The sequence below is a fragment of the Arthrobacter sp. KKT183 genome (genome assembly GCF_055657625.1).
This window is the reverse complement of record NZ_CM145770.1, coordinates 1,717,547-1,743,893: the sequence shown is the minus strand read 5'-3', so window position 1 is coordinate 1,743,893 and position 26,347 is coordinate 1,717,547. Positions and strand designations below refer to the sequence as shown.

The window sequence follows — 26,347 nt, the reverse complement described above, 5'->3', positions numbered from 1 at the left end:
CTGTCGTGTCGTGTTCGTGGATTGCTGTGCGCTCTAGGCGTCCTGGGAACTACAGGACGTTGAGCGCGCGGTCTGTCGGTGCTACCGGCGCGGGCAGCTTGGTCTGGCCCATCAGCCACTGATCAACCGCAGCCGCGCACGCACGCCCCTCGGCGATAGCCCAGACGATGAGGGATTGTCCGCGTCCCGCATCGCCTGCAACGAAGATTCCAGGCGTGTTGGTCATGTAGTACCCATCGCGCTCAACGTTACCGCGCCCGTCAAAAGCCGCGTCGAGCTGGTCAGCGATTCCGGCAGGTTCCGGGCCCGTGAACCCCAGTGCGAGGAACACCAGGTCCGCGGGGATATCCCGCTCGCTTCCGGGCTTCGGGAGCCTCTTCCCGTTGCTGAATTCGGTTTCGGCGACACGCACGGCGGTGAGCTTGCCGTTCTCACCGACGAATTCGACCGTTGACGCCAGATAGGTACGCTCACCGCCCTCCTCGTGCGCGCTTGCTACCTCGAACAACGTGGGGAAAGTAGGCCAGGGCTGGTTGGCCATGCGCTCAATCGGCGGCTGCTGCCCGATTGCCAGAGTGGTGACCGAGGCTGCCTTATGCCGGTGAGCGGTGCCGATGCAGTCGGCGCCGGTGTCACCGCCGCCGAGAATGACGACGTGCTTGCCCTCGGCATGAATCTGGTCCTCGATTTCCTCCCCCGCGACAACCCGGTTCGATTCAACGAGGTACTCCATGGCGAAATGCACGCCGTCAAGATCGCGGCCGGGAATCGGCAGATCGCGCGGTACCGTTGCACCGGTTGAGATTACGACGGCGTCATAGCGGCGGCGCAGCTGGTCCCAACTGATGTCACGGCCTACCTCAACACCCGCCCGGAAGCGCGTCCCCTCGGCCTTCATCTGGTCAAGTCGCCGGTCGAGCTGGATCTTCTCCATCTTGAAGTCCGGGATCCCGTAGCGCAGGAGACCGCCGATGCGATCATCGCGCTCGTAGACCGCGACTGTGTGCCCCGCCCGGGTGAGCTGCTGCGCTGCGGCAAGGCCCGCCGGGCCCGAGCCGACGACGGCGATGGTCTTGCCCGTCAGCCGCTCCGGCGGGTGGGGGTGGACCCAATCGTTGTCGAACGCCTCGTCGATGATCGAAACCTCGACCTGCTTGATCGTGACCGGAGGCTGGTTGATCCCGAGAACGCAGGACGCCTCACAGGGAGCGGGGCACAGCCGTCCGGTGAACTCCGGGAAATTGTTGGTGGCGTGCAACCGGTCGATTGCCTCGCGGCCCTTGTCCCGCCACATCAGGTCATTCCACTCCGGAATGAGGTTCCCCAGCGGGCAGCCCTGGTGACAGAACGGGATGCCGCAGTCCATGCACCGGCCGGCCTGGCTCTTCAGCACACCCTTTTCCTGGGCCTCATACACTTCCTTCCAGTCCATGATCCGGACCGGAACGGGCCTGCGCGGCTGCGTCTGCCGCTCGCGTACCTTCATGAATCCGCGTGGGTCAGCCACCGGTAACCTCCAAAATTCTGTTCCAGACCTCTTCCCCGTCGGGGTCGAGCCCCTCTTCGATGGCAGCGGCGCGGGCGTCGAGGACACGTGCGAAGTCACGCGGCAGCACCTTGGTCAGGCGGGGCACGGTGCTCTCGAAATCCTCAAGCAGCTTCGCTGCGAGAGGCGACCCGGTCTCCTCCTGGTGACGGAGCAGCAACTGGCGGACAATCTCGATATCCTCGGCGTCCAGTTCCTCCAGCTTCAGTTCGCCGCTGTTCAGCGCCTGCACATTCAGGCGGGATTCATCGAGGTCGAGGACGTAGGCGGTGCCTCCGGACATACCGGCGCCGAAGTTCCGCCCGGTGCGCCCAAGGATCAGTGTCTGCCCACCGGTCATGTACTCGCATCCGTGGTCGCCGATTCCCTCGACAACGGCTGTGGCGCCGGAGTTGCGCACCAGGAAACGCTCCCCCACCTGGCCGCGGAGGAAGATCTCGCCGCTTGTCGCGCCGTAGCCGATGACGTTCCCTGCAATAACATTGCGTTCCGCCGCAAAGACGTTCGCGCGATCCGGACGCACAATGATGCGCCCGCCGGACAGGCCCTTGCCGACGTAGTCATTCGAGTCGCCCAGCAGCCGCAAGGTGATGCCGGCCGGAAGGAAGGCTCCAAGTGACTGGCCCGCCTGGCCGGTCAGCGTGACATCGATGGTGTCCGTTGCGAGGGTCTCCGTACCGAACCGGCGGGTGACCTCGTAGCCCAGCATGGTGCCGACCGAGCGGTCGGTGTTGACAACGTCGAGTGTGATGCGCACCGGCGCGCGGTGGTTCAGCGCGTCGCTGCTCATATCAATCAGCTTGTTGTCGAAGTGCTGGTCCAGCTCGTGGTTCTGCACGATCAGATTCCGGCGCGGTGCATCCTCACCGAATTCGTTTCCGCGCAGGATGGGATCGAGATCCAGCCCGTCGGCCTTCCAGTGCCGAACGGCACGCTGAACGTCAAGCACTTCATTGTGGCCGATCGCCTCAGCCACCGTCCTGAAACCGAGTTCGGCGAGCAGTTCGCGGACTTCCTCGGCGATGAACTCGAAGAAGTTCACCACGAACTCCGGCTTGCCGGTGAAGCGGCTTCGCAGTTCCGGATTCTGCGTTGCCACGCCTACCGGGCAGGTGTCCAGATGGCACACGCGCATCATGATGCAGCCCGAAACCACGAGCGGTGCGGTTGCGAAACCGAACTCCTCGCCGCCGAGCAACGCTGCGATCAGGACGTCACGACCGGTCTTGAGCTGCCCGTCAACCTGGACCACCACGCGCTCGCGCAGGCCGTTGAGCATCAGCGTCTGCTGAGTCTCAGCCACGCCGAGCTCCCAGGGGACGCCCGCATGCTTCAGCGAGTTGAGCGGGCTGGCACCCGTTCCGCCATCATGCCCGGAAATGAGTACGACGTCGGCCTTCGCCTTTGTGACGCCGGCAGCCACTGTGCCGATCCCGACCTCTGAAACCAGCTTCACGTGGACCCGCGCTGAGGTGTTGGCGCGCTTCAGGTCATAGATCAGCTGCGCGAGATCCTCGATCGAGTAGATGTCGTGATGCGGGGGCGGTGAGATCAACGCGACCCCGGGTGTGGAGTGCCTCGTCCGGGCAACCCACGGATAGACCTTCTGGCTCATCAGCTGGCCGCCCTCGCCGGGCTTGGCTCCCTGCGCCATCTTGATCTGGATGTCGTCGGCGTTGGTCAGGTAGAGGCTGGTGACGCCGAACCGTCCCGATGCAACCTGCTTGATCGCCGAGCGACGCTCAGGATCCAGCAGCCGCTCCACGTCCTCGCCGCCTTCACCGGTGTTGGACTTTGCGCCCAGGCGGTTCATGGCGATGGCAAGGGTCTCGTGGGCCTCCTGGGAGATGGACCCGTAGCTCATGGCGCCGGTGGAGAAACGCTTGACGATGCTCGATACCGGCTCTACTTCATCGAGCGGTACCGGCGGCCGCAGCCCTTCTTTGAAACCGAGCAGGCCGCGCAGGGTCATCAGCTCGCGGGACTGGTCGTCAACACCCTTGGTGTACGACTTGAAAATGTCGTAGCGGCGTTCACGCGTGGCGTGCTGCAGTCGGAACACCGTTTCGGGATTGAACAGGTGCGGCGGGCCTTCCCGGCGCCACTGGTATTCGCCGCCATTGTCCAGGCTGCGGTACGGGTCTTCGATCCCGTCCTGCGGGTACGCGAACTCGTGACGCGCCGCTGCCTCGGCAGCAACCACGTCCAGCCCGACGCCGCCCAACTGCGTCTGCGTGCCGTGGAAGTATTCGTCCACCAACTCCTGCGCGAGCCCGAGGGCTTCGAAGGTCTGCGCGCCGCAGTAGGAGCTGACGGTGGAGATACCCATCTTGGACATGATCTTCAGCACGCCCTTGCCGAGGCCCTTGATCAGGTTCGCGACAGCCTGCTCCGCGGTGACGCCGGTGATGTCCCCATTGCGGACGAGTTCCTCGCAGCTTTCCATGGCGAGGTAGGGGTTGATGGCGGACGCACCGTAACCGATGAGCACCGCAACATGGTGCACTTCCCGAACGTCGCCGGCTTCGACTACCAGGGACGTCTTGGTCCGCGTGGCGCTCTTCAGCAGGTGGTGGTGAACGGCGCTGGTCAGCAGCAGCGACGGGATCGGAGCCCACTGCGCGTTGGAGTCGCGGTCCGAGAGCACCACATATTGGATGCCGCGGTTGATTGCGCTGGAAACCTGCTCACAGATTTCCGCAAGCCGGGCGCGCAGGGATGCTTCGCCGCCGTCGACCCTGTACAGACCGCGCACGCGGACCGTGAGGCGGTCGCCGTCGTCGGATTCAAGGTTGGCGATCTTCGCCAGCTCATCATTGTTGATGACCGGAAAGGTCAGCGCGATCTGTTTGGAGCGCACCTGCCTGGCGGAGAGCAGGTTTCCGTCCGGCCCGATGGTCACGCCCATTGAGGTGACCAGTTCCTCGCGGATCGCATCCAGCGGCGGGTTGGTGACCTGCGCGAAGGACTGCACAAAGTAGTCGAACAGAAGGCGCGGCCGCTTGGACAGGACAGCGATCGGCGTGTCCGAACCCATTGCGCCCAGCGGCTCCGCACCAGCCTTCGCCATGGGTCCGAGCAGGATGCGCAGTTCCTCCTGCGTGTAGCCGAAGGTACGCTGCCGGCGGTTGATCGAAGCCTTGGTGTGTACAACGTGCTCGCGCTCAGGCAGGTCCTTCAGGTCGATCAGGTTTTCCTTCACCCACTCGCCCCACGGGTTGGCCGCTGCGACCTCGGCTTTGACCTCCTGGTCCTCAATGATGCGGCCGTCCTCCGTGTCAACGAGAAACATCTTGCCGGGTGATACGCGCCCCTTGCGCACGATCTTGGAGGGTTTGACGTCGATGACGCCGACTTCGGAGGCAAGGACGACAAGACCGTCTTCCATCACCCAATACCGGGCGGGGCGAAGGCCGTTGCGGTCCAGCACCGCCCCGACAAGCCGTCCGTCCGTGAAGGAAACCGCTGCCGGGCCGTCCCAGGGCTCCATGAGCATCGAGTGGTACTGGTAGAAGGCGCGCCGGGCCGGGTCCATGGACGTGTGGTTTTCCCACGCCTCCGGAATCATCATCATGATTGCGTGCGTGATGGGGCGTCCGGCCAGGGTCAGCAGTTCCGCTACCTCATCGAAGGACGCGGAGTCTGAGGCGCCCGGGGTGCAAATGGGGAACAGTTCCTCGGGCGAATCGCCCAACAGGGGGTTGGCAAGCTGCGATTGCCGCGCACGCATCCAGTTCCGGTTGCCCTTGACGGTGTTGATTTCCCCGTTGTGCGCAATGGCGCGGAAGGGCTGCGCCAGCGGCCACGAAGGAAAGGTGTTCGTAGAAAAGCGCGAGTGGACAATGCCGAGCTTGGTTTTGAAGCGCGGGTCTGACAGGTCCGGGTAGAAAGGCTCGAGTTGCGCCGTGGTCAGCATTCCCTTGTAGACCATGGTCCTGGACGACAGCGAGGGAAAATACACGCCGTACTTGTTCTGGGCGCGCTTGCGCAGACGGAAGGCCCTGGCATCAAGATCCTGGGCTGTGCCGGCAACGGGTGCGATGAACAACTGCACGAAGTGCGGCATGCAGGCCCTGGCCATGGATCCGACGAGGTCAACGGTGATGGGAACCTCTCGCCAGCCGAGAACCAAAAGGCCTTCGGACTCGGCAAGGCTCTCGATCCCGGCACGGGCAGTTGCCTCTTCGCCGGCCTCGGCTGGAAGGAAGGCGGTGCCGACGGCGTAGGTACCGGCGGCGGGAAGCTCGAAGTCAACGACCGCGCGGAAGAATTCGTCAGGAACCTGGGTGAGGAGGCCCGCGCCGTCGCCCGTTCCCTCGTCAGCCCCTACGGCGCCGCGATGTTCGAGGTTGCGCAGGGCGGTGAGCGCTGCATCAACGATGTCGTGGCCCGGCTCCCCGCGGAGCGTGGCAATGACGGCCAGACCGCAGGCGTCCTTCTCGTTTTCCGGGTTGTAAAGTCCGGATGCCTTCGGGTATGACGCGAACCGCGTGAACGGCGATTCGCTGTGGGTCGCCTTCGGAGGCAAACCAGTGATGGGTGCAGTCATAGATAGAGTCCTTCCCCCATGATGGAGCGTCGGGAGGGGACAGCTTCGGCCCCGGGCGCGCCTTCCCCTGCAGGGAAGCGCTTCATTTCCTTGTGCACATTGTAGAACCGGCACGCCTCACGCCGGCAGAGAATGCGGGCATGAACTGACGGCGGTACGGCCTGGTCAAGCGCGGTACGGGGCGGAAGCCTGTGAGCCAGCTGGTATACCGAGCAGAGCCACGACGCTGTGACAGTGTCTTGAGCTAGGGCGGTGGCCCAGCTGGACGCTAGTTTCGGGGATCTGATTCCCGGGGTTCCTCGGGGGCAAGTCCAGCGGAGGCAGGCGTACCCGAGGCGTCTTTTGTTTCTGGAAGATTAGCACGCCCCGGCTCTGTCCCAGCCGATGTGTCCGAACTCTGGACGTCTGTGCCCGATCCGTTATCTGCCGCTGCGTGCACGGTTTCGTCGTTGTCCGTGCCGACTGGAGCGCGTCCGGGCAGGTAGACGAAGTGCTCGGTTACGCCCCGCTGCTTCACTGACAGGTACGCGAAAATGGCGAGCGAGACGACCAGCACGAGTACGCTCGTCCACACGTTCAGACGCTGGGTCACCCCGAGAATGGTGATCATTTCGGCGTCGTCGATCCGCAGGGCTTCAATCCAGACCCGGCCCGCCGTGTAGTAGGCGGCGTACAGCCAGAACATGAGCCCGCCGCGCAGCTTGAATTTGCGGTCCAGGAGCAGCAGGAGTGCAACGCCTGCCAGGTTCCAGAGCGATTCATACAGGAAGGTGGGGTGGAACAGCGTTCCCGGATCCGCACCCGCGGGGAAGTTGGGGTTGTCGGCGTCGATCTCGAGTCCCCACGGCAGATCGGTTGGCGCACCGAACAGTTCCTGGTTGAACCAGTTACCCCAACGGCCGATTGCCTGCGCGAGCAGGACTCCGGGCGCAGCAGCGTCCGCAAAGGCGGCGAGTCTGACGCCGGCGCGGCGGCAGCCTATCCAGGCCCCGACCGCTCCGAGGGCAACGGCACCCCAGATTCCCAGGCCGCCTTCCCAGATCCGGGGTATGCGCGAGAGATCTCCGTCAGGCCCGAAATACGCGTCCGGTGAGGAAAAGACGTGGTAGAGGCGCCCGCCGATCAGCCCGAAAGGAACAGCCCAGATGGCAACATCCCAGACGACGTCGGGGTTGCCGCCGTAGCGCTTCCAACGCGCCGAGGTGAGGAGCAGCGCAACGATGATGCCGGTGAGGATGCAGAGCGCGTACGCATGGATAGTGGCTGGACCGATCGAGAAGCTGGCCCATTCTGCGGGCGGGCTGGGGATGCTGGCGGGGATCATGGTCAGCCCTTTCCGGTTCCGGTGCTCAGGTCTTTCGCCAGTGCGGCCACGGCGGGAACGCCGCCATCACGCAGGGCTGCAACGAGGGCGGTGCCGACAATCACCCCGTCCGCATAAGCCCCGATCTCCCGGACATGTTCAGCAGTGGACACTCCGAGTCCCACACAGGCCCGCTCAGCACCGGCTTGGTGGGCCGCTGCAACAACCTCGCGCGCAGCCGAGCTGACCGAGGAACGGGCGCCTGTAATGCCCATGATGGACACGGCGTAGACAAATCCCCGCGTTGAATCGACCGTGGACTGCATGCGTTCAGGAGAGCTTGAGGGAGCGACCAGGAACACGCGGTCGAGCCCGAACTCTTCCGAGACAGCCATCCACTCGGCTGCCTCGTCCGGAACGAGGTCAGGCGTGATGAGTCCGGCTCCTCCGGCTGCGGCCAGGCGGCCGGCGAACTCACGGACTCCCATGCGCATGACGGGGTTCCAGTAGGTCATCACGAGGACTGCCGCATCTGTTCGTCCGGTGATTCCCTCGACAACGTCGAAGATCTGACGAACGGTGAAGCCGTTCTGCAGCGCCTCGACAGTCGCCTGCTGAATGACTGCACCGTCCATCACGGGGTCCGAGTAGGGAATCCCGATCTCGATCAGGTCCACGCCGTTTTCCGCGAGTGCGACTGCGGCGTCAATTGTGGTCTGCACGTCGGGGAAACCGGCCGGAAGGTAGCCGATAAGGGCTGTGCGTCCCTCAGCACGGGCACGCTCGATTGCGGCGGCTGACTTGCTCATGGTTCCGGTGCTCACAGTTGTTCGCCTTCCGCGCCGATCTCGGCTTCCGCGCTGTCCTCGGGCAACAGGTCAAACCATTCCGCGGCTGTGGCCACATCCTTGTCGCCACGGCCGGAGAGGTTCACGATAATAATCTTCTCCCGCGGATCCCCACCCTCCGCAGCCAGGCGCCGGCCCACTTTCAGTGTCCCCGCCAGCGCATGCGCAGACTCGATGGCGGGGATGATGCCCTCGGTGCGGCACAGCAGGCGGAAGGCTTCCATGGCTTCAGCGTCTGTGATCGGTTCATAACTGGCTCTGCCGATGTCTGCAAGGAACGCGTGCTCCGGGCCGACTCCCGGGTAGTCCAGGCCGGCGGAGATGGAGTGCGACTCGACGGTTTGCCCATCATCATCCTGCATCAGGTACGAGCGCGCACCATGAAGGACGCCCGGCCGTCCGAGCGTGATCGTGGCAGCATGGCGTCCGGTGTCAACGCCGTCCCCGCCTGCCTCAAATCCGTAGAGGGCAACTTCGCGATCATCGAGGAAGCCGTGGAAAATTCCGATGGCATTGGAGCCGCCGCCGATGCAGGCACAGACGGCATCCGGCAAGCGGCCCGCAAGATCGAGGATCTGCTCGCGTGCTTCTTCTCCGATCACCTCATGGAAATAGCGCACCATTGCCGGGAAGGGGTGGGCGCCGGCAGCCGTTCCGAGGAGGTAGTGCGTAGTCTGCACGTTGGCCACCCAGTCACGCAGTGCGTCGTTGATGGCGTCTTTCAGCGTCTGCGATCCGTTGGTGACGGGAATGACTTCCGCTCCCAGAAGCTGCATGCGTGCGACGTTGAGTGCCTGCCTCCGGCAGTCCTCCGCACCCATATAGACAACACATTCGAGGCCGAGCAGGGCGGCGGCAGTGGCGCTGGCCACTCCATGCTGGCCGGCACCCGTTTCAGCGATCACGCGGGTCTTTCCCATCCGCTTGGCCAGCAGGGCCTGACCCAACACGTTGTTGATCTTGTGCGATCCGGTGTGGTTGAGGTCCTCACGCTTGAGGAATACCCGTACGCCGCCCGCGTGCTCTGCAAACCGGTGTGCTTCCGTCAGCAGGGACGGCCTGCCGGAGTAGGACCGGTTGAGTTCGGCTATCTGGGCCAGGAAGTCCGGATCAGCTTTGGCCTTGTCGAAGGTCTCTTCCAGTTCATCCAGGGCGGCGATCAGCGACTCGGGCATCCAGCGTCCGCCGTACGCGCCGAAGTACGGGCCCTGCGCATGGCGCAGCGATCCCCCGGCGAGAAACGCGTCTGCAGCGCCGTCAGTTGCAGCCTGCGGTTGTGGGGTTTCAGTCATGAACCTGTCGTCCTGTCGTGATGGGGTGCGGCCGTCCGCGCTGGCGGGAACTGCCTCAGTGATGCAAATCTCAGTGGCGTAATGCCGCGCCTGCGCGGGTGAACTCGCCAACCGTGGCCTCCGGGTTGGAGTGGCTGACCAGCGCCTCGCCGACGAGCACTGCACGCGCGCCCTGCGCTACATAGCTTTCGACGTCGGAGATGTCCCGGACGCCTGATTCGGCAACTACAACCGCACCGGAAGGAATGAGCCCGGCAAGTACCGGGAAGACGGAGCGGTCAATATCCAGCGTCTTGAGGTTGCGCACATTCACGCCGATGATGCGGGCACCAACGGCCAGCGCGCGTTGCACTTCCTCAGCGGTATGCGTTTCGACGAGAGCGTGCATGCCTAGCTCTTCGGTGAGTTCGAGGAAGGAGGCGAGTGTGGCGTCGTCGAGCGCTGCAACGATCAGCAGGATCAGATCCGCGCCATGCGCGCGTGCTTCCCAGATCTGGTACTCGTCCACCGTGAAATCCTTGCGCAGGATCGGCAGGTTCACGGCTGCACGGACGGCGTCGAGATCTGCCAGCGATCCGCCGAAGCGCCGCTCCTCGGTAAGGACACTGATCACCGAGGCTCCGCCTCGCTCATAGGCCGCAGCCAGCTCAGCTGGATCCTGGATTGCTGACAGTTCGCCTTTGGACGGACTCTTCCGCTTCACCTCGGCGATGACGCTGACACCCTCGGCCTGCACGGCCAGCGCGGCATACGCGTTCCGGGGCGCAGGTGCCTGCTCGGCGAGGATACGAACCTCTTCAAGCGGAAGAAGTATCTTGCGTGCATCGAGATCCTCCCGGACCCCGAGGATGATGTCGTCGAGAACGCTCACTTAGTGCCCGGTGTTCTTGAGCCTGTGGCCGCCGACCCCGAACCCTGCCTTCTTGAGGATGATTCCGAGCGCGAGGCCGATCACCATAATGAGGATGCCGATCCAGAACAGGATGGTTCCGGCATCCAGGTTGCCCTCGGTGCTTGCGAAGATGTAGGCGAACGCGGACAGTGCCGCGCCGGCAAGCATCACGAAGACACAGGTCCACGCCGCCGGGCTGTTGCCGTGTCCGATGGTCTCATCATGGACGGAGGAATGCTCAGCCATCGGGGTTTGGTTGGAACGGGTCTCGGGCGCGGTCTTAGCCATGGCGTATCTCCTTGTGCTGTGGTCTGGTGTCCATTCTGCCATTGATTCAGCACGGCACTGATTCAGGGCCGCGCTGAATCCTCAAGGGCACTCAGCCTGTCGGATCCTCACCCCGGCTGAGGCTGTCCCAGCTGTCTATCTCGTCAGCATTGGTGTCCGCCTTCGCCTGCGGGTTCCGGGTGGGCGAGGAATCCTGCCGGTTTTCGTAGCGACGGGCCGTTCGCCAGCCGCGGCCGGCGATGAGCAGCCAGACAGCACAGAGCACCAGCAACAGCCCCGCCACGGCGGCCAGCCACGGCATGGCGGTCGCCGTGACGGAGGCGCCGTCCTGGCTGGTGACGCCGAGAGATTCTCCGATCGCGGGTGCCGCGGCGCTCGCTGGATCGGTGGCGACAGCCAAGCTGCTGAGGGCAATACCGGCGCCGGCAACGGTCAGAATGACAGCGATGATCCACCGCGCGATGCGGCCGGCGATCGATGCTGCCAGCGCCGCGGCCAGACCCACCAGCGCGAATGCGGTCACACCTGTGGCTGCATCTGAGCCTGCCACTTCAATGGAAGGGGTTTGCACCCCGGATTGCGGCAGGGCCACCGACAGCCAGGTCTGGGTGGTACTGCCGAAGGCGGCCAGAGCCGAGGCGACCGTCGCGAGGACGAGAAAGCCCCTGCGACGCAGGGCGGGTGTGCGGGAGACGGCAGGAGCGCCTGACTGGGAGGACGCGCTCACGGAGTGCCCGCCCCCGTACCGGTTACCGGATGAAGGCTCGAGGCGATCAGCGCGGCGCGCAGCGGAGCTGCGGCCTTGTTAACCGTTTCCTGTGCCTCGGCCTCAAGGCTGGAATCGGCAACAATCCCACCGCCGGCCTGAACATAGGCGCGGTTGTCGCGCAGCAGTGCTGACCGGATGGCGATGGCCATGTCCATGTCACCGGCGAAATCGAAGTAACCCACAACTCCCCCATAGATGCCCCGCTTGTGCGGTTCAAGTTCATCAAGCAGCCGGAGCGCGCGCGGTTTGGGCGCTCCGGACAGGGTCCCGGCTGGAAAAGTCGCTGCGAGCACGTCATAGGCGGACCGCTCCGGGGCCAGTTCCCCGACGACGGTGGACACCAGGTGCATGATGTGGCTGAACCGCTCTACCTCCATGAACTGAGTGACGTCCACGGTTCCCGGCCGGCATACCTTCGAGATGTCATTGCGTGCCAGGTCCACCAGCATGAGATGCTCCGCACGCTCCTTCTCATCAGCGAGGAGTTCCTCCGCGAGGGCACGGTCCTGTTCGGCTGTCCTACCGCGCGGCCGGGACCCGGCGATGGGGTGGGTAATGACTTCTGAGCCGTTGACGGTGACGAGCGCTTCGGGTGAAGAGCCGACGATTGAATACGGCCGTCCAGTTGGATCCTCAAGGCTGAACAGGTACATATACGGGCTGGGGTTGGTGGTCCGCAGCACCCGGTAGACATCCAGCGCTGATGCATCGCAGTCCAGTTCAAACCGGCGCGAGATGACAACCTGGAATACCTCGCCGTCCACGATGGCTTCCTTGCCGCGCTCGATCGCCGCCAGGTACCGGTCGCGATCCCAGCGTTCACGCACGCGGGACATCAGCGCTGCACTGTCGGTTGCGCCGCCGGCCAAAACTGACACCGGCTGATCCGATGCGGAGGCGAGTCGCTGCAGCATGCCGCGGAGGCGTGCAACGGCGTCGTGCCAGGCTTCGTCAACGCGGTCCGGGGAATTGTCATAGTTGATGGCATTGGCCACCAGCGTCACCTTGCCGCCTGCATTGTCGTGAATGGCCATGTCGGTGACGAGGTTCATGGCCAGTTCGGGCAGATCGAGGTCGTCTTCGGGCGGGGAGGTGAGCCGTTCCCAGTGACGGACCGATTCCCAGCCGATGAAGCCGACCATGCCGGAGGTGAAGGGCGGAAGCCCGTCGAAGCGTGCGGTCTGGAGTTCCTCGACGGTGCGCCGGAGTGCTTCGACCGGATTGCCATCCACAGGAACTCCCGCGGGAGGCTCGCCAAGCCAGCAGGCCTCACCGCCCCTGGTGGTGAGAGTTGCCCGCGAATTCACGCCGATGAACGAGTACCGCGACCACACTCCGCCCTCAGCAGCGGATTCCATGAGGAACGTACCCGGGTGGCCATCTGCCAGTTTGCGGTAGATCCCGATCGGCGTGTGCGCGTCGTCAAGCACCATCAGGCGGACAGGAATCACCCGCCGGTCCCGGGCAAGGGCGCGGAACTCCTCCAGGCCTGGGCTGATTACTCCGAGCTCGTCCATGACATGCGCTTCCTGAATCTCGCGTCCATCCGCAACGGCGGGCGGACTGTTGGTCTCCTGATACAAACGGTATGGCTCACGCGGAGCCGACGACGGCGGCAAGCTCCCTACCGTCGAAACAGGTCCGCGTGCCGGTATGGCATGCTGCGCCGACCTGGTGCACCCGCACCAGCAGGGCATCGCCGTCGCAGTCCAGCGAAACCGACTTCACATACTGGACGTGGCCGGAAGTGTCGCCCTTGCGCCAGTATTCCTGCCGCGACCGCGAGTAGAAGGTGACGCGGCCGCTGGTCAGGGTTCGCCGCAGCGCTTCTTCATCCATCCAGCCCAGCATCAGGACATCCCCGGTGTCGTGTTCCTGGACGATGGCCGCAACGAGACCGGAGGCGTCTTTCTTGAGTGCGTGGGCCACCGCGGGATCGAGCCCGGGTGTTTCACCGGCGACGGAAGGAGGATCGGGTTCGGGGTGTTGTGACATCGCAACTGATTCTAGTCGTGTCGCAGGGGACGAGCGCCCACCGGCGGGCATGGGGAGCGTCCATCATGCTATTTTCAACAGTGATGCATTTCGTTGATCCTTCCCGTGAAGTCCTCGCCGAAACCCTCCTCGCGGCCGGGCCTCACTCCCCCACGCTCTGCGACGGGTGGCAAACGAAGGAACTCGCCGCCCACCTGTATCTGCGCGGGCACAGACCCAGCGTCGGCATCGGGGCCCTCATCAAGCCGCTGTCCGTTGTTTCGGAAAAGGCCACCCGCACACTAGCGGCGAAATCCGCCTCAACGCCGGCTTACGAAGCCCTTGTCAACGACTTCCGCAAGGGGCATCCGTTTCACTCACCCATGCGAGTGCGGTCGATTGACACCAGCACCAACCTGATCGAGTACTTCGTGCATACCGAGGACGTCCGGCGGGCAACCAGTAGGTGGGCGCCGCGCGCGCTGGACGAGGAGTACTCGAACGCGCTGTGGGACGAGCTGATCAAGCGCGCCGCGATCCTGTACCGCGGCGTGGATCTTGGCATTGTGCTGGTCCGGCCGGACGGTCCCAGGCATGTAGCGAAACGAGCCCCCGTCTCGGTGGCCATTGTGGGCGAACCCGGGGAACTGCTCATGCATGCTCACGGCCGCACACGCCATGCACTGGTCACTTTCGAAGGACAACCTGACGCCGTGGCGCTCCTTGAGAGCGCCGAGGTTGGGCTCTAGGGAGGCCAGGCTCTGGCCAACCCCCGGGGTTAGGTTCTAACGAACCGGAAAGCCTGCGTCCCGGATAGCCCGCTTCACCTCGGCTATCGCGTCAACTGGACCGAAGTGGAACACCGATGCCGCCAATACCGCATCGGCGCCCGCTGCAACGGCCGGTGGAAAATGATCCGGCCTACCCGCTCCCCCGGAGGCGATCAGAGGCACCTTCACTGCCGCCCGCACAGCCCGGATCATCTCAAGATCGAAGCCTTCGCGGGTGCCGTCAGCATCGATGGAGTTCAGTAGGATCTCGCCGACGCCGCGCTCAGCTGCTTCCCGTGCCCAGGCGACCGCGTCGATCCCGGTCCCCTTGCGGCCGCCGTGCGTGGTCACTTCGAAGCCTGAGTGAGCCGCCGGATTGTCCGTCCGGCGCGCATCCAGGCTGAGTACCAGGACCTGCGAGCCGAAATGGGACGTGATCTCATCGATGACCTGTGGGCGGGCGACCGCTGCGGTATTGATGGATGCTTTGTCGGCGCCCGCGCGCAGCAGCCGGTCGACGTCGGAAATCTCCCGGACGCCGCCGCCCACCGTCAGTGGGATGAACACTTCCTCAGCAGTCTTTGCAACCACGTCGAAAGTGGTGGCGCGGTTGCCGGAGGACGCGGTGACGTCAAGGAATGTCAGTTCGTCGGCTCCCGCACGGTCATAACGGTGTGCCAGTTCCACCGGATCCCCGGCGTCGCGGAGATCTTCGAAATTGATTCCCTTGACCACGCGTCCGGCGTCGACATCAAGGCAGGGTATGACGCGGATGGCCACGCTCATGAATGGTCTCCGCCCCTAGATCCGGCACGCGTGGATAGTGCTCACCAGGATGGCGCGCGCGCCGAGGTCGTAGAGCTCATCCATGATCCGGTTGGTGCTGTGGCGCTTCACCATGGACCGGACGGCAACCCAGTCGGAATCACGCAGCGGCGAGACAGTGGGCGATTCAAGACCCGGAGTCAGCGCCGCGGCCTGATCCACCAGTTCCTTGCGGATGTCGTAATCGAGCAGCACATACTGGCGCGCGACAAGCACCCCCTGCAGCCTACGGATCAGGATGTCCAACCCGACAGGCGCTGCGCCTTTGCGCCCGATGAGGACTGCCTCGCTTTTCAGGATGGGTTCGCCGAAGATCTCCATGCCGGCGGCCTTCAGGGTGTTTCCCGTTTCGACGACATCCGCGATCGCGTCTGCGACGCCGAGGCGCACTGACGATTCCACAGCGCCGTCAAGCCGGACAACCGTGGCGCTGACGCCCTGCTCAGCCAGGAAGTCGCGCAGGAGCCCGTCATAACTGGTGGCCAGGCGCCGCCCCTCAAGTTCGGCGACGGAGCTGAAGTTTCCGACCGGGCCGGCGAAGCGGAACGTCGACGCACCAAAGCCCAAAGGCAGAAGCTCTTCGGCTTCCACCTGGGCGTCAAGGAAGAGATCGCGGCCGGTGATTCCGACGTCGAGGGTTCCGGAACCGACATAGACGGCTATGTCCCGCGGCCGGAGGAAGAAGAATTCAATCTCGTTCTCGGGGTCCACCATCACCAGTTCACGGGTGTCGCGACGCTGGCGGTAGCCCGCCTCGCTGAGCATTGCGGAGGCGGATTCGGACAGGGATCCCTTGTTGGGGACTGCAACTCGAAGCATGGGGTTCCTTTGGGAAGGAGGGTTTTGCGGGAGACGTTGCCTGAAAGCAGGCTCTGGGCCGCGCGCGAGTTCTGCGAAGATTGTCGCCGCGCGGCTACAGATGCTTGTAAACGTCTTCCAGCGTGAGTCCCTTGGCGATCATCATGACCTGGAGGTGGTACAGCAGCTGGGAAATTTCCTCTGCAGCAGCTTCATTCGACTCATACTCGGCGGCCATCCACACTTCGGCGGCCTCCTCGACTACTTTCTTGCCGATGCCGTGCACGCCTGACTCCAGCTCGGTCACGGTGCGTGACCCCGATGGACGGGCGGCAGCTTTCTCGCTCAGCTCGGCGAAGAGGGTGTCGAAGGATTTCACTCTGTCTAGGTTACTGGGTTCCATGAGATACGCCGTACCGGGGCCGTTCTGTGTGACGAAACTCCCGACGCGAGGCCTCCCTGAGGTTCACGTGCCCCAGGGCCCCAGTACAGCAGCTGTTGCCAATGCTGCGGCGGTGGCTTCATATCCCTTGTCCTCGCTCGATCCGGCGAGCCCGGCGCGGTCAAGGCCCTGCTCTTCGGTATCGCAGGTCAACACGCCGAAGCCCACAGGCACACCCGTGCGCACGCTGACTTCGGTGAGTCCCGAGGTCGCAGCCTGGCATACGTAGTCGAAGTGCGGTGTGCCGCCGCGGATGACTACACCGAGAGCGACGACGGCGTCATAGTGGGGCGCCAGCCTCGCCGCTGCGACCGGCAACTCAAAGCTGCCCGGTACGCGAATCACCACGGGTTCGATGCCGGCATCCGCGGCGGCCCGGCGGGCGCCGTCAAGGAGCCCGTCCATGATGGCGGTGTGCCAACTGGCGGCAATGACGGCGAGCCGGACGGGCTCCTGCTGTTGGTGCGCAATGCTGGTGACGTCGATGGTGGGGGCGCCGTGTCCGGCCATGGTTCTCCTTGGGATGGGGGGGGTGGATTGGCGGAAGGAACTGTCAGCTCTGCTGAACGATCTTTTCCTGGGGACGCTGGTGGAACCGCTCCTCCAGATGGGACAGCTGGTGGTTGAGGCGGTCCCGCTTCGTCTCGAGGTACTGCTGATTTTCCAGTCGCGATGGAATCTCGGAAGGCACCATCGACACCACGGTGATGCCGTACCGCTCAAGGTGTTCCCGCTTGACGGGATTGTTGCTCAGCAGGCGGATCTTCGTGATGCCCAAAGCGGTGAGGATTCCTGCCGCGGCCTGGTAATCGCGCGCATCGACCGGAAGACCAAGCTGCTCGTTTGCCTCGACCGTGTCGGCGCCGTTCTCCTGCAGCGCATACGCGCGCAGCTTGTTGGCAAGGCCGATCCCGCGACCTTCCTGGCCCCGCAGATAGACAACCGACCCGCCTTGTTCCTGAACCAGCCCGAGCGCCTGCTCAAGCTGCTCACCGCAGTCACAGCGGTAGGAGCCGAACACATCGCCGGTGAGGCACTCCGAGTGTATCCGGACCAGCGGGGCACCGTCAGCGATGTCCGTGCCGGGCGCGGACATGGTCAGGTGCTCCACGCCGGAGGCCGCATCCGTCCAGGCCTGCGCGGTGAACGGTCCGTACGCCGTCGGAATAGTGACTACGGGACCGCCGGTAACCGCGCTCATCCAGCGGCTCCCGTGTCGCCTGCGGCAAGGTACTCCACCAGGTCCTCGATCGAAATCAGCGGCGCCTGGAAGCGGGTGGCGAACTCACGCAGCGCCGGCAGGCGCATCATGCCGCCGTCGTCGTGCGTGACTTCCGCAATAACGGCGGCCAACTCCACACCGGCCAGCCGGCACAGGTCAATTGCAGCTTCGGTGTGACCGCGCCGCTCCCGCACTCCGCCCTCCACCGCCCGCAGGGGGAACATGTGACCCGGCCGCGTGAGGTCAGCGGGAACCGCCGACGACGACGCCAGCGTCCTGGCGGTCAGTGCCCTGTCCGCGGCGCTGATACCGGTGCTCACGCCGGCGGCGGCGTCGCAGGACACGGTGTAGGCCGTTTGCTTGGCGTCCTGGTTGTTGATCACCATGGCGGGCAACTCCAGCCGGTCCGCGGTTCTTCCGGTCACCGGAACGCAGAGCACGCCCGAGGTGTACCGGATGGTCCAGGCGGTCAGTTCCGTTGTTGCGAACTGGGCAGCGAAGATGATGTCGCCCTCGTTTTCCCGGTTGGCGTCGTCAACAACGACGACGGCGCGGCCCGCCGCCATTGCGGCAACGGCCGTGTCCACCGGGTCAAGCACAATCTCAAGCACCGCACCGCTCTGGGGGTCCGGGGCACTGCCCGCGCCGCTGCGAATCATGCCCGGCCTTCCTTTCCCGTGAACGCGAGCAGCCGCTCAGCGTATTTGGCCAGGACATCCATCTCCAGGTTCACAGGATCTCCGATGTTCTTGGCTCCCAGGCCCGTCTCGGTGAGGGTTGTGGGGATCAGGCCGACCTCGAACCAGGGCTCGGGTGTTCCGGCGTTGCTCACGGCCGTCACCGTCAGTGAGACACCGTCCACGGCGATGGACCCCTTTTCAGCGGCATAACGGTCCAGAGGGACGGGCAGACTGAAACGCAAGCGCTCCCAATCGCCGAAATTCTCACGCTCGAGGAGCGTACCGACGCCGTCGACGTGACCCTGCACAACGTGGCCGTCCAAACGGCCGTTCGCCGGTACGCAACGCTCAAGGTTGACCCTGCGGCCCTCCGTCAGGCCCCCGATTGTCGTTCGCCTCAGCGTCTCCCCCATCACATCCACGCTGATTCGGCCGTCGTCGATAACGGTCGCGGTCAGGCATACCCCGTCCACAGCGATGGACCCGCCGGGCTCGAGCCCGGCCCCTGTGGAACCGGCCTCGAACACAAGCACCGCGCTGCCGCCGTCCGGCGAGGTGCGGAGGGCGGTGACGTTGCCCCGCCCGGAAACAATTCCTGTGAACACTTAGAGGCCTTTCGTGATGGGCGCCGGAGGCGGCGCAATGGGTTTGAGGTGCAGCCGCACGTCGTCACCGAGCTGCGTGAGACCCGCGGCCCCGTCCGGATCCAGACGCCACACATGGGCGTCAGTAAGCGTTGCCACACCGAGCCGTTGGAAGGCGGGCACACCGGCGCCAAGGAGCATCGGCGCGACATACGCGAAGAGTTCATCGGCAAGATCAGCCATGAGGAAGACTCCGACCAGTTGCGGGCCGCCCTCTACGAGAACGTGCCGGACGCCCCGGCTGAACAATTCAGTCAACACGGCCAGCGGATCACGGGTTTCCAGGTGCACAAATCCGCTTCCACGCACCGCGGCATCCCCGGGGATGCCCCGTAGCCCGACGGCAACCCGCAGCGGCTGGCGGCTGGCATCGGATCCGTCCAGGGCCCGCGCGGTGAGGCGGGGATTGTCGGCAAGGACGGTGCCGGTGCCCACCAGGACGGCGTCGACGCGGGCACGGATAGTGTGCCCGTCTGCGCGCGCGTGCGGGCCGGTGATCCACTGGCTTGAGCCGTCCGCTGCCGCGGATTGCGCATCCAGGCTCTGCGCCACTTTGACTGTAACGAAAGGGCGCCGGGCCTGCACGGCAACGAGCCAGCGGCGGTTCAGCTCCGTTGCGGCATCTTCGAGGAGCCCGCCCGCCACATCGATTCCGTGGTTGGCGAGCCGTGCGGCACCGCCGGCGGCATCAGGAGTGGGATCGGCAGCCGCGTACACAACGCGCGTGATGCCGGCTTCCATGATCGCCTCGGTACAGGGACCTGTGCGACCGGTGTGGTTGCAGGGCTCCAGCGTCACCACCATGGTGCAACCGGCGGGATCCACCCCCTGCAGGGCCGCACTCTTCAGCGCGGCTACTTCCGCATGGTCAGTGCCGGCGCCCAGGTGGAAACCGGTGGTTACCATTGCGCCGTCCCTATCCAGAACAACAGCGCCCACCAGAGGGTTGGCGCCGCGAACGCCCTGGCCGGCGAGCAGGAGCGCGTGCTCCATGGCCATCATTTCGGGTGCGGTGAAGCCGGCGGATCCGGTTGTCATGGCAGGCTCGGCTCAGGACTGGGTGCGTGATCAACCGGGTGCGCGGCGGCCTGCCGCTGCGCCCGGGCCCACACAACAAAGCCTACGAGGGTGAAGATCCCGTAAAACAGGTACATGAAAGCCGAAGCGTAGTAGCCGGCGCTGAACAGGAGCGGGACGCCAACGACATCGACTGCCACCCAGATGAGCCAGAATTCCACCCAGCCCTTGGCCATTCCGAACGTGGCCAGCAGAGATCCGACGAAGGTCCAGGCGTCCGCCCAGACCGGCTCGTACGAACCGAGGGCCCGGAAGAGCGGGGTCACGGCCACAGTGCCGAGGACCAGGGCGGCAACGAGCCCCAGACGTGTTCGGTTTGTTGCCCAACGCGGGGTAATTGCCGCGCCGGCATCCGATTGTGCCTGCCGCCACCGGCGCCATCCGTAGACTGCGACAGCGATGAACATGACCTGGCGGGCAGCCTGTCCGAGGAGATTCGCCGTGGAAGCTACACCGAACACCGAACCGAGAAAGACGGTGAGCAGGAGCAGGTTACCGGCGATGCCGACAGGCCAGGCCCAGACCTTGCGGCGCATTCCCCCGAGCGCGCTCAGGAGACCGAAGACATTGCCGAGCACTTCCCGAAGCAGCAATGGACTGCCGCCGATGAAAAGTTGGGCTTCGAAGAGCCACCTCAGTAGATCCATACTGTTCCCTTTAGAACTCGCGATGACGGCTCCGGGGAACGACAGGCAGGGCCGGCGCTGCCGACGGCGCATGAGGCACCGACGACAGAGCACAGCCAAAGCTGCACGTGCTTCTCCCATCCAGACTCTAACTGTCGGTGCCGGAATTTCACCGGCTCAACCGTTTGCTGCCCCAGGGGGCTGCGCGCGGGTCGCGGACTATAACCGCCGGTTCGGAATTACACCGACCCCGGAGCACGTTGTACGAGCTTATTCTTTCACATTTTTGGGCGCGTCGGACTTTCCTGCCGGCTTTGCGTCCACGCCTGCTTCCTTCCGCTGTTGAGGCGTGATCGGTGCAGGAGCAGCCGTGAGCGGGTCATAGCCGCCGCCGGATTTCGGGAAGGCGATGACGTCGCGGATGGAGTCGCTGCCGGCAAGCAGTGCGACAACCCGGTCCCAACCGAACGCGATGCCGCCGTGGGGCGGTGCGCCGTACTTGAAACCCTCCAGCAGGAAGCCGAACTTCTCCTGGGCGTCCTCGGGGCTGATTCCCATAACAGCGAAGACCCGTTGCTGAACATCCCGCTGGTGAATACGGATCGAGCCGCCGCCAATCTCATTGCCGTTGCAGACAATGTCGTAGGCATACGCGAGGGCACTGCCCGGATCGGTGTCGAAAGAGTCCAGGTACTCCGGCTTCGGTGAGGTGAAGGCGTGGTGAACCGCCGTCCACGCACCGGTCCCCACGGCGACGTCACCGGCGGCGACGGCGTCCGACGCCGGCTCGAACATGGGCGCATCAACGACCCACACGAATGCCCACGCCGCCGGATCGATCAGCCCGGTGCGGTGACCGATCTCCACCCGTGCAGCACCAAGCAAGGCACGCGAGGAGGACTTCTCGCCGGCGGCAAAGAAGATGCAGTCCCCCGGCTTCGCACCGACAGTGCCGGCCAGCCCATCCCGCTCGGCGTCCGTCAGGTTTTTGGCGACGGGACCACGGAGGCTGCCGTCGTCGTCGATGAGGACGTACGCAAGCCCCTTCGCTCCGCGCTGCTTGGCCCATTCCTGCCAGGCATCCAGCTGACGGCGCGGCTGGGAGGCTCCGCCGGGCATGACGACGGCGCCCACATACGCAGACTTGAACACGCCGAATCCGGTGTCCTTGAAGTACTCGGTCAGCTCGGTCAGCTCGAGACCGAACCGAAGGTCCGGCTTGTCAGAGCCGTAACGCGCCATGGCATCGGCGTAGGTCATGCGCTGGATCGGAGTGGGGATCTCGACGTCGATCAGCTTCCACAGCGCCGTCACCAGCTCCTCGCCGAGCGCGATGATGTCATCCTGCTCGACGAAGCTCGCCTCGATGTCCAGCTGGGTGAACTCGGGCTGCCGGTCGGCACGGAAGTCCTCGTCCCGGTAACAGCGGGCGATCTGGTAGTACTTCTCGAAGCCGCCCACCTGGAGAAGTTGCTTGAACAGCTGCGGTGACTGCGGCAGTGCGTACCAGGACCCTGGCGCCAGACGGGCCGGAACCAGGAAGTCACGGGCGCCCTCAGGCGTCGAACGGGTGAGGGTGGGTGTCTCAATCTCCACATAGCCGTCTGTGTGCAGAAGCTCGCGGGCCACCCGGTTCGCCTCGGAGCGCAGGCGGAGGTTGGCGTTCGGCGTTGGGCGGCGGAGGTCCAGGTAACGGTGCTTCAGACGCGCCTCCTCGCCCACCTCGACATGCTCGTCGATCTGGAACGGCAGCGGGTCCGAGGTGTTGAGAATTGTCACCTTCTCGGCGATGACCTCGATCTCACCGGTTGCAAGCGCCGGGTTCTCGTTGCCCTCGGGGCGCTGCTCGACGGTGCCGATGATCTGCAGCACGTACTCATTGCGCAGGCCATGGAAGACCTCCTCCTCGCGCACCACTACCTGGGCGACGCCGGATGCGTCACGAAGATCGAGGAATGCCACGCCGCCGTGATCACGCCGACGGGCCACCCATCCGGCGAGAGTGACGGTCTGTCCAATGTGCCCGGTCCGTAGTGAACCCAGGTCATGTGTGCGCAGCACAGCATTCCTTCCGGTGGAATTAAATCCAGTCTGTGAATCGTGGTTGAATCTCAGTGTTCGAGTTTACCGCCGGATGAGATGCATTCCCGGCCACACTTATCACCGGACGGGGACCATCGCTAAATGCCGCAGGCATTGAACAGACAACTCGGCGGGTTCGACGCCACCACCGTCGGCATCGGATCCATCATTGGAGCCGGCGTTTTCGTTGTCTTCTCCCCGGCAGCCGCAGCCGCCGGCTCCCTGCTGCCGCTCGCAGTCGGCCTGGCCGCCGTCGTTGCCTATGCCAACGCCGCAGCATCCGCCCAGCTGGCGACCGTGCATCCGGTGAGCGGCGGTAGCTATACCTACGGGCGGCGCCAGCTCGGCGAATGGCCGGGCTTCCTGGCCGGGTGGAGCTTCATCACCGGGAAACTTGCCTCGTGTGCAGCGATGGCGCTCACCTTCGGGCTGTACGCCGCTCCGGGCTTTGAGAAAGCTGCAGGGGTGGCAGCCGTAGTGGCCCTGACTTCCGTTAACCTGTTAGGCATCACGCGCACCGCGCTGTTGACGCGGATCATCGTTGCGCTGGTGGTGCCTGTCCTCTCCTTCGTCATTGTTGTGGCCTTTGCCCAGCCTGCCGACGCCCCCGGCGCCGTGCCGGTTGGACCCACCGGCGTCCTGCAGGCGGCCGGGCTCATGTTCTTCGCGTTCGCCGGCTATGCACGTATTGCCACGATGGGCGAGGAGGTCCGCGAGCCCGCGCGCAACATTCCGCGGGCTATCTTCGGCGCACTCGGTTTCACCCTGGCTCTGTACCTCCTGCTCGCGTTCGGCCTGCTTCGCGCGGTGGGGCCGGACGCCCTCGCTGACTCGCAGGCGCCTCTCACCGAAGTATTCCTGCCGAATGGGTCCTTACCTGGGCTGGCAGTGGCGATTGCGGCGGCACTGGCGAGTCTCGGCGCACTGCTCGCGCTGATCAGCGGGATCGCCCGCACAACCCTGGCTATGGCGCGAGAGGGTGATCTGCCGCGGGTTTTCGGCGCGGTGTCAGCCCGCCGTGCCACACCGTTCGCAGCGGAGCTGGCGACTGCCGTCGTCGTCATTGCACTGCTGCTGGGAACCGATGTCCTGACGGTGGTGGGCTTCTCCAGCTTCGGTGTGCTGCTCTACTACGCGGTGGCGAACCTCTCCGCGCTTACCCTGGCCTCGCGTCCCTGGTACGCTCCGCGGGCGCTGAATGTACTCGGCCTGACGGGATGCCTGGTGCTCGCGTTCACGCTTCCGGTGCGGTCGGTCCTGACCATGACCGTCATTCTGCTGGTGGGGCTGCTTGGCCGCGCCGCTATGCTCCTCGTACAACGAGGACGGCACTGACGGCGGCACTACAGGGCAACGCGCCGGCTCAGCCCTGAGGCAGGACGGCCGGCCAGCGGTCCTCAACGGGAGGGGTCCACGACGAGGGATCAGCGGCGCTCTGCTCCCCTGATCGGATGTCCTTGACCTCGTGAGCGCCGTCCTCCGAGGTGAACCAGACGAAGGGGATGCCCCGGCGGTCCGCGAACTTGATCTGCTTGCCGAACTTCTCGGCCGTTGCCGCAACCTCCACGGGAATGCCGCGACCGCGCAACGCGGCGGCAACATCCTGGGCGGCGGACCAGGAGTCGTCATTTGCGAGGGTGACCAGGACCGCCGTCGGTACCTGGCGGGAGGCAGCCGCGAAGTCCTGGCTCAGAATGCGCGTCACTAGGCGTGTAACACCGATGGAAAGCCCGACGCCGGGGAAGGTCCGGTTGCCCTTGCTCGCCAGCGCATCGTAGCGGCCGCCGGAGCAGATGGAGCCGAGTGCCTCATGACCCACCAGCACCGTCTCGTAGACCGTGCCGGTGTAGTAGTCGAGACCGCGCGCGATGCTCAGATCGGCGATCACCTTCCCCGGTGCGCGTTTCGATGCCTCCGCGATGACCTGCTCGAGTTCGCCAAGTCCTTCCTCAAGCAGCGGGTCTTCAACGCCAAGGGCGCGCACCCGGTCAACGAAGGAGGTGTTTTCCGTGCGGATCCCGGCGAGGTTGAGGGCGGCTTCCGCCTGCTCGGCCGTGGCGCCCAGCTCGGTTTTCAGCAGCTCCGCCACTTTCGCGGGGCCGATCTTCTCCAGCTTGTCGATGCTGCGCAGCACCCCGGGAGTGTCCGTCAGACCGATTCCCCGATAGAAGCCTTCAGCCAGTTTCCGGTTGTTGATGCGCAGCTGGAAGTCGGGAATCGGCAAGGCGCTGAGCGCCTCGGCTATCACGAGGGCAAGCTCGATGTCGTAGCGGAACGGGAGTGCGCCGTCACCCACCACATCGATATCCGCCTGGGTGAACTCCCGTGCCCGTCCCTCCTGGGGACGCTCCCCCCGCCAGACCTTCTGGATCTGGTAGCGGCGGAACGGGAAGGCAAGGTGGCCGGCGTTTTCAACCACATAGCGTGCAAAGGGAACAGTCAGGTCAAAGTGCAGCGCCAGCGAGTCGTCGCCGGCGGCGCCGGTGTCCTCATCCTGGAGGCGCGATACCGCGTAGACTTCCTTGTCGATCTCCCCCTTGCGCAGCAACTGACCCACTGTTTCAACCGCGCGGGTTTCGACGCTGGAGAATCCGTGAAGCTCGAACGTCCGTCGCAGGGTGTCCAGAACGTGCAGCTCCACCAGACGTTCCTGGGGCAGCCATTCGGGAAATCCGGACAACGAGGACTTTCGTGCCATACGGCAACTCTCCTTGGGAAATGACGCTGGTGTCCCCAACCGGGCGGTTCGGGATGCTGGGGAAGCCGAGAGGTAAGCGGTCAGCTGTGCCTACACTGTCTGCGGCATTCATTTTAGTGGTTCGTGCCGGACCGGACTAACCGGACCGGGAGTGCCAGGGTAAAAGTGGGCAGCACCCGAAACAACCGCCGGACACAGGAGGTCGCGTGGCCGTTGATCGTCGCGGACGCGAAATGCGCCGTCATATCAGTCAGATCGAGGCCCGGCGGGAGCTTGAGCGCGCTCAGGAGAAACGGCGGCGGAAAGACAGCACGACGGCGGGGATAGCGGCCGCGGCGGTCCTCGCCATTGCTTTCGCCCTGCAGGTGTTCTGGTTCAGCTCGAATCCCACGGCCGCGCAGATGGACGTTCTTGACGAGGCACCCGGTGTTGTGGAGACCGCGCCGGCGGAGCCGACGGCGAATAGCTCGAACATTCCGGATCCGTCGAGTGCAGCGGGGAAAGTGTTCACGGGGACCCTTGCCACCAGCGTCGGCGACATCGGTGTCCAGCTGGACGGAAGCAAGGCCCCTCAGGCGGTAGCCGTCTTCACCTCGCTCGCCCAGGAGGGGTTCTTCGAAGGCAAGACGTGCCACCGGTTGACTACCGCGGAGACCATGGGCGTGCTGCAGTGCGGGTCCCTCAACGGCGATGGTGCGGGTGATCCGAACTACCAGTGGGGTCCGGTGGAGAACACTCCTGAAGACGGCGTCTACCCTGCCGGCACCATCGCCGTGGCCCGCGGTGCTGCGACGGACAGCAATGGGACACAGTTCTTCATTGTGTACAGGGATTCCCGGATTCCACAGAACACCGGCGGATACACCATCATGGGTTCGGTGACCTCCGGTCTGGACCTTGTCCGGCAGGTTGCCGAGGCCGGAGTGCAAGGCGGCGGCGAGGACGGAGCCCCGGCAACGCCTGTGACGATAGACTCATTAACCTTGCAGTAATCAACGGGACACGGCCATGTGGGCCGTCCA

General features: G+C 64.8%; 24 protein-coding genes and 1 riboswitch. Of the genes, 3 read left to right on the top strand and 21 right to left on the bottom strand.

The annotated features are described in order from the left end of the window. Positions 1 to 49: 49 nt before the first annotated feature. The 10 genes from ACZ2GY_RS08345 to hisI form a co-directional block, all read right to left on the bottom strand. Positions 50 to 1,507, bottom strand: coding sequence for a glutamate synthase subunit beta (locus ACZ2GY_RS08345; RefSeq protein ID WP_277357206.1), 1,458 nt, complete (start codon positions 1,505 to 1,507; stop codon positions 50 to 52). Beyond that, positions 1,500 to 6,095 (bottom strand): glutamate synthase large subunit, encoded by a 4,596-nt coding sequence (gltB, locus tag ACZ2GY_RS08340; protein WP_346028302.1) that lies wholly within the window; start codon positions 6,093 to 6,095, stop codon positions 1,500 to 1,502. The genes ACZ2GY_RS08345 and gltB overlap by 8 nt, the downstream gene beginning before the upstream one ends. A 268-nt stretch (positions 6,096 to 6,363) precedes the next feature. Beyond that, the gene (gene lgt, locus ACZ2GY_RS08335) at positions 6,364 to 7,419 is read right to left on the bottom strand and encodes a prolipoprotein diacylglyceryl transferase (protein ID WP_471673489.1); all 1,056 of its coding nucleotides are present in this window, start codon (positions 7,417 to 7,419) and stop codon (positions 6,364 to 6,366) included. Positions 7,420 to 7,421: 2 nt separating this feature from the next. After that, a complete protein-coding gene (trpA, locus tag ACZ2GY_RS08330) occupies positions 7,422 to 8,207 on the bottom strand; it encodes a tryptophan synthase subunit alpha (protein ID WP_471673488.1) in 786 nt (261 codons plus the stop codon). Positions 8,208 to 8,218: 11 nt separating this feature from the next. Beyond that, positions 8,219 to 9,538: a tryptophan synthase subunit beta gene (trpB, locus tag ACZ2GY_RS08325; protein WP_277357209.1), complete on the bottom strand. Its 1,320-nt coding sequence runs from the start codon at positions 9,536 to 9,538 to the stop codon at positions 8,219 to 8,221. A 70-nt stretch (positions 9,539 to 9,608) separates the two neighbouring features. Further along, positions 9,609 to 10,409, bottom strand: coding sequence for an indole-3-glycerol phosphate synthase TrpC (trpC, locus tag ACZ2GY_RS08320; RefSeq protein WP_471673487.1), 801 nt, complete (start codon positions 10,407 to 10,409; stop codon positions 9,609 to 9,611). Continuing rightward, a complete protein-coding gene (locus tag ACZ2GY_RS08315; protein ID WP_056547493.1) occupies positions 10,410 to 10,718 on the bottom strand; it encodes an HGxxPAAW family protein in 309 nt (102 codons plus the stop codon). 91 nt (positions 10,719 to 10,809) lie between these two features. Continuing rightward, positions 10,810 to 11,445 carry a Trp biosynthesis-associated membrane protein gene (locus tag ACZ2GY_RS08310; RefSeq protein WP_471673486.1) on the bottom strand — a complete coding sequence of 212 codons (636 nt, stop codon included), beginning with the start codon at positions 11,443 to 11,445 and terminating at the stop codon, positions 10,810 to 10,812. Next, the gene (locus tag ACZ2GY_RS08305) at positions 11,442 to 13,004 is read right to left on the bottom strand and encodes an anthranilate synthase component I (protein ID WP_277357212.1); all 1,563 of its coding nucleotides are present in this window, start codon (positions 13,002 to 13,004) and stop codon (positions 11,442 to 11,444) included. The genes ACZ2GY_RS08310 and ACZ2GY_RS08305 overlap by 4 nt, the downstream gene beginning before the upstream one ends. Positions 13,005 to 13,080: 76 nt before the next feature. Beyond that, positions 13,081 to 13,482 carry a phosphoribosyl-AMP cyclohydrolase gene (gene hisI / locus ACZ2GY_RS08300; RefSeq protein ID WP_346028306.1) on the bottom strand — a complete coding sequence of 134 codons (402 nt, stop codon included), beginning with the start codon at positions 13,480 to 13,482 and terminating at the stop codon, positions 13,081 to 13,083. An 83-nt stretch (positions 13,483 to 13,565) separates the two neighbouring features. On the opposite strand from hisI, the gene ACZ2GY_RS08295 reads away from it, so the two are divergent. Further along, the gene (locus ACZ2GY_RS08295; RefSeq protein WP_277357233.1) at positions 13,566 to 14,210 is read left to right on the top strand and encodes a TIGR03085 family metal-binding protein; all 645 of its coding nucleotides are present in this window, start codon (positions 13,566 to 13,568) and stop codon (positions 14,208 to 14,210) included. 36 nt (positions 14,211 to 14,246) lie between these two features. Here ACZ2GY_RS08295 and hisF read toward each other — a convergent pair whose 3' ends face one another. The 10 genes from hisF to aspS all read right to left on the bottom strand — a co-directional run bounded on the left by hisF (position 14,247) and on the right by aspS (position 22,606). Beyond that, on the bottom strand, positions 14,247 to 15,017 hold the full coding sequence (gene hisF / locus ACZ2GY_RS08290; protein ID WP_277357214.1) for an imidazole glycerol phosphate synthase subunit HisF: 771 nt from the start codon (positions 15,015 to 15,017) through the stop codon (positions 14,247 to 14,249). Between the two features lie 15 nt (positions 15,018 to 15,032). Beyond that, a complete protein-coding gene (gene hisG, locus ACZ2GY_RS08285) occupies positions 15,033 to 15,875 on the bottom strand; it encodes an ATP phosphoribosyltransferase (RefSeq protein ID WP_056547474.1) in 843 nt (280 codons plus the stop codon). Positions 15,876 to 15,969: 94 nt separating this feature from the next. Next, entirely contained in the window at positions 15,970 to 16,233 is a 264-nt protein-coding gene (locus ACZ2GY_RS08280; protein WP_277357215.1) for a phosphoribosyl-ATP diphosphatase, read from the bottom strand. An 87-nt stretch (positions 16,234 to 16,320) separates the two neighbouring features. After that, the gene (ribH, locus tag ACZ2GY_RS08275; RefSeq protein ID WP_277357216.1) at positions 16,321 to 16,806 is read right to left on the bottom strand and encodes a 6,7-dimethyl-8-ribityllumazine synthase; all 486 of its coding nucleotides are present in this window, start codon (positions 16,804 to 16,806) and stop codon (positions 16,321 to 16,323) included. Positions 16,807 to 16,849: 43 nt separating this feature from the next. Then, positions 16,850 to 17,497: a GTP cyclohydrolase II gene (ribA, locus tag ACZ2GY_RS08270; RefSeq protein ID WP_346028307.1), complete on the bottom strand. Its 648-nt coding sequence runs from the start codon at positions 17,495 to 17,497 to the stop codon at positions 16,850 to 16,852. Further along, positions 17,494 to 18,084, bottom strand: a complete 591-nt coding sequence (gene ribB, locus ACZ2GY_RS08265; protein ID WP_277357234.1) for a 3,4-dihydroxy-2-butanone-4-phosphate synthase — start codon at positions 18,082 to 18,084, stop codon at positions 17,494 to 17,496. Before ribB ends, ribA begins: the two co-directional genes overlap by 4 nt. A gap of 89 nt (positions 18,085 to 18,173) precedes the next feature. Further along, the gene (locus tag ACZ2GY_RS08260; protein WP_277357218.1) at positions 18,174 to 18,803 is read right to left on the bottom strand and encodes a riboflavin synthase; all 630 of its coding nucleotides are present in this window, start codon (positions 18,801 to 18,803) and stop codon (positions 18,174 to 18,176) included. Continuing rightward, on the bottom strand, positions 18,804 to 19,880 hold the full coding sequence (gene ribD / locus ACZ2GY_RS08255; RefSeq protein ID WP_277357219.1) for a bifunctional diaminohydroxyphosphoribosylaminopyrimidine deaminase/5-amino-6-(5-phosphoribosylamino)uracil reductase RibD: 1,077 nt from the start codon (positions 19,878 to 19,880) through the stop codon (positions 18,804 to 18,806). Beyond that, a complete protein-coding gene (pnuC, locus tag ACZ2GY_RS08250) occupies positions 19,877 to 20,566 on the bottom strand; it encodes a nicotinamide riboside transporter PnuC (protein ID WP_471673484.1) in 690 nt (229 codons plus the stop codon). Before pnuC ends, ribD begins: the two co-directional genes overlap by 4 nt. Positions 20,567 to 20,670: 104 nt before the next feature. Then, positions 20,671 to 20,807, bottom strand: a riboswitch (FMN riboswitch). Positions 20,808 to 20,815: 8 nt separating this feature from the next. Continuing rightward, complete coding sequence (gene aspS / locus ACZ2GY_RS08245) at positions 20,816 to 22,606, bottom strand: aspartate--tRNA ligase (RefSeq protein WP_471673483.1); 1,791 nt, start codon at positions 22,604 to 22,606, stop codon at positions 20,816 to 20,818. Positions 22,607 to 22,729: 123 nt separating this feature from the next. Between aspS and ACZ2GY_RS08240 the strand changes: the two genes are divergently transcribed. Further along, positions 22,730 to 23,962, top strand: a complete 1,233-nt coding sequence (locus tag ACZ2GY_RS08240) for an APC family permease (protein ID WP_471673482.1) — start codon at positions 22,730 to 22,732, stop codon at positions 23,960 to 23,962. A 28-nt stretch (positions 23,963 to 23,990) separates the two neighbouring features. Here the strand turns inward: ACZ2GY_RS08240 and hisS are convergent, their stop codons facing one another. After that, on the bottom strand, positions 23,991 to 25,325 hold the full coding sequence (gene hisS / locus ACZ2GY_RS08235; protein ID WP_471673481.1) for a histidine--tRNA ligase: 1,335 nt from the start codon (positions 25,323 to 25,325) through the stop codon (positions 23,991 to 23,993). A gap of 206 nt (positions 25,326 to 25,531) precedes the next feature. Between hisS and ACZ2GY_RS08230 the strand changes: the two genes are divergently transcribed. Next, entirely contained in the window at positions 25,532 to 26,317 is a 786-nt protein-coding gene (locus tag ACZ2GY_RS08230) for a peptidylprolyl isomerase (protein ID WP_318532995.1), read from the top strand. Positions 26,318 to 26,347: the final 30 nt, after the last annotated feature.

Excerpts from the sequence above, each read along its gene's own strand:
- gltB (WP_346028302.1), bottom strand. The coding sequence starts at position 6,095 with ATGACTGCACCCATCACTGGTTTGCCTCCGAAGGCGACCCACAGCGAA.
- lgt (WP_471673489.1), bottom strand. The coding sequence starts at position 7,419 with ATGATCCCCGCCAGCATCCCCAGCCCGCCCGCAGAATGGGCCAGCTTC.
- trpA (WP_471673488.1), bottom strand. The coding sequence starts at position 8,207 with ATGAGCAAGTCAGCCGCCGCAATCGAGCGTGCCCGTGCTGAGGGACGC.
- trpB (WP_277357209.1), bottom strand. The coding sequence starts at position 9,538 with ATGACTGAAACCCCACAACCGCAGGCTGCAACTGACGGCGCTGCAGAC.
- ACZ2GY_RS08315 (WP_056547493.1), bottom strand. The coding sequence starts at position 10,718 with ATGGCTAAGACCGCGCCCGAGACCCGTTCCAACCAAACCCCGATGGCT.
- ACZ2GY_RS08305 (WP_277357212.1), bottom strand. The coding sequence starts at position 13,004 with ATGGACGAGCTCGGAGTAATCAGCCCAGGCCTGGAGGAGTTCCGCGCC.
- hisI (WP_346028306.1), bottom strand. The coding sequence starts at position 13,482 with ATGTCACAACACCCCGAACCCGATCCTCCTTCCGTCGCCGGTGAAACA.
- ACZ2GY_RS08295 (WP_277357233.1), top strand. The coding sequence starts at position 13,566 with ATGCATTTCGTTGATCCTTCCCGTGAAGTCCTCGCCGAAACCCTCCTC.
- hisF (WP_277357214.1), bottom strand. The coding sequence starts at position 15,017 with ATGAGCGTGGCCATCCGCGTCATACCCTGCCTTGATGTCGACGCCGGA.
- hisG (WP_056547474.1), bottom strand. The coding sequence starts at position 15,875 with ATGCTTCGAGTTGCAGTCCCCAACAAGGGATCCCTGTCCGAATCCGCC.
- ribH (WP_277357216.1), bottom strand. The coding sequence starts at position 16,806 with ATGGCCGGACACGGCGCCCCCACCATCGACGTCACCAGCATTGCGCAC.
- ribA (WP_346028307.1), bottom strand. The coding sequence starts at position 17,497 with ATGAGCGCGGTTACCGGCGGTCCCGTAGTCACTATTCCGACGGCGTAC.
- ribB (WP_277357234.1), bottom strand. The coding sequence starts at position 18,084 with ATGGCGGCGGGCCGCGCCGTCGTCGTTGTTGACGACGCCAACCGGGAA.
- ribD (WP_277357219.1), bottom strand. The coding sequence starts at position 19,880 with ATGACAACCGGATCCGCCGGCTTCACCGCACCCGAAATGATGGCCATG.
- pnuC (WP_471673484.1), bottom strand. The coding sequence starts at position 20,566 with ATGGATCTACTGAGGTGGCTCTTCGAAGCCCAACTTTTCATCGGCGGC.
- ACZ2GY_RS08240 (WP_471673482.1), top strand. The coding sequence starts at position 22,730 with ATGCCGCAGGCATTGAACAGACAACTCGGCGGGTTCGACGCCACCACC.
- hisS (WP_471673481.1), bottom strand. The coding sequence starts at position 25,325 with ATGGCACGAAAGTCCTCGTTGTCCGGATTTCCCGAATGGCTGCCCCAG.